We start from the raw sequence: 1647 nt of genomic DNA on the forward strand, positions 1-1647 counted from the left end.
TCAGATGTGTATAAGAGACAGCCCGACACCCGCCCCAGCAACACCTGAAACGCCGCGAGCAGAACCATGAACATGGTCGCGTCGCAGCTTCCGGCGAGACGGCGCAGCTCGGCGGCGACCCGGGGGGCGACGCGCACCTCGACGCGTCCGCCGGCGAACGACGGGGCGGCCGGGCGCGCGCGGTCGGCCGGCAGCTCCAGCGCCGGCACCGCGGCCAGCTGCCGCTCCCAGTAGTCCAGCTGCGCGGCGTACTCACCGTCAGCGCTCTGCTTGCGCTGCCACGACGCGAAATCCGCGTACTGCAACGGCAACTCGGGAAGCTCGGGAAGCTCGGGGAACTCAGGCAGCTGCGACTTGTCGGCGGCGCCGGCACCCGCTGCCGACCGGTACACCTGCGCCACCTCGTGCCAGAGGATCGGCAGCGACCAGCCGTCGCAGGCGATGTGGTGCATGACGAGGAGGAGGACGTGGTCCTGCGGGGCCGCGCGGAACAGTCGGCACCGCAGCACCGGTCCGGTGGCCAGGTCGAAAGGCTCCTCTGCGGCTTCGGTGACGAGCGCGCGCAAGGCCTTCTCGCACTCCCGCTCGTCGCCGGCGGGCACGTCGACCAGGGGCAGGGGCACTGCGCAGTGAGGGTCGATCACCTGAACCGGGCCGTCCGCGCCCTCGGCGTACCGGGTGCGCAGTACCTCGTGCCGGGCGACCACGGCGGACACGGCCTCTTGCAGCGCGGCCGCGTCCAGTGCACCGCGCAGCCGCAGGGCCACCGGCGCGTTGTAAGCGGCCGACTGCGGTGCCAGGCGCCAGAGGAACCAGAGCCGTTCCTGCGCGAAGGACAGCGGCAGCGGGCCGCCGTCACGCGGCACGGCGACCGGGCGCGAGGGCTCGGCGGCGTCTCGGCGCAGCCGGTCCAGCAGCAGCCGGCGCTTTTCCGGGGAGAGCTGCGCGAGACGCTCGGCCAGCGTTTCGGCCATCGTCGGTTCCCTTCCGTGTCCGGTCGGATCTGTCAGCGGTGCGGTTTTCGGCATGGCGCTCCCGGGGCCGCGTGGCGCAAGCCGCGGCCCTCGGGCGCGTCCACGCCCTGTCGGGGTTTCTCTGTCGAGCGGGAAGTTCTGGAGCCTTGCGGATCAAGGGGCCGTGCCGATCGAACGGCCGCGCCGGTCAGGCGCCGGCGTCGGTCCCGGCGAGCAGTTCGCGCACGACCTCGTCGGGCAGCGACTCGATGTCGCCGAGGGCCTCTTCCAGAACGGCCTGGCTCGCCGCGAGGTCTGCGGTGACGACCTCGGCCAGCCGGGCCACCGTCGGAGCCTCGAGGATCCGCTTGATGCCGAGCTCGACGCCGAAGGCGGCGCGGATCCTGAAGGCGATCTGGACCGCCTGCAGCGAGTGGCCGCCGAGCTCGAAGAAGTTGTCGTCCACGCCCACGCGCGTGGCACCGAGCACCTCTGTCCAGGTCTGCGCGATCAACTCCTCGACCGCGTCGCGGGGCGCGACGAACTGCCGCGCGGCGGCGGCGCGGCCGTCCTGCGCGGAGGGCAGCGCAGCCCGGTCCACCTTGCCGTTCGGGCTCAGCGGCAACCGGTCCAGGACCATCACGCTCGACGGGACCATGTACTGCGGCACCCGCTCGGCCATGAACTCACGCAA

At 72.4% G+C, this 1647-nt stretch carries 2 protein-coding genes; both read right to left on the reverse strand.

What is annotated here, in order from left to right:
- The coding region (locus tag KGA66_RS32580) for a condensation domain-containing protein (RefSeq protein ID WP_246508988.1) at positions 1-974 on the reverse strand (974 nt) is incomplete at its 3' end.
- 187 nt (positions 975-1161) lie between these two features.
- On the reverse strand, positions 1162-1647 hold a 486-nt coding region (locus tag KGA66_RS28900; RefSeq protein WP_246508989.1), incomplete at its 5' end, for a phosphopantetheine-binding protein.

The organism is Actinocrinis puniceicyclus (genome assembly GCF_018283645.1).
GTDB classification, from domain to species: domain Bacteria; phylum Actinomycetota; class Actinomycetes; order Streptomycetales; family Catenulisporaceae; genus Actinocrinis; species Actinocrinis puniceicyclus.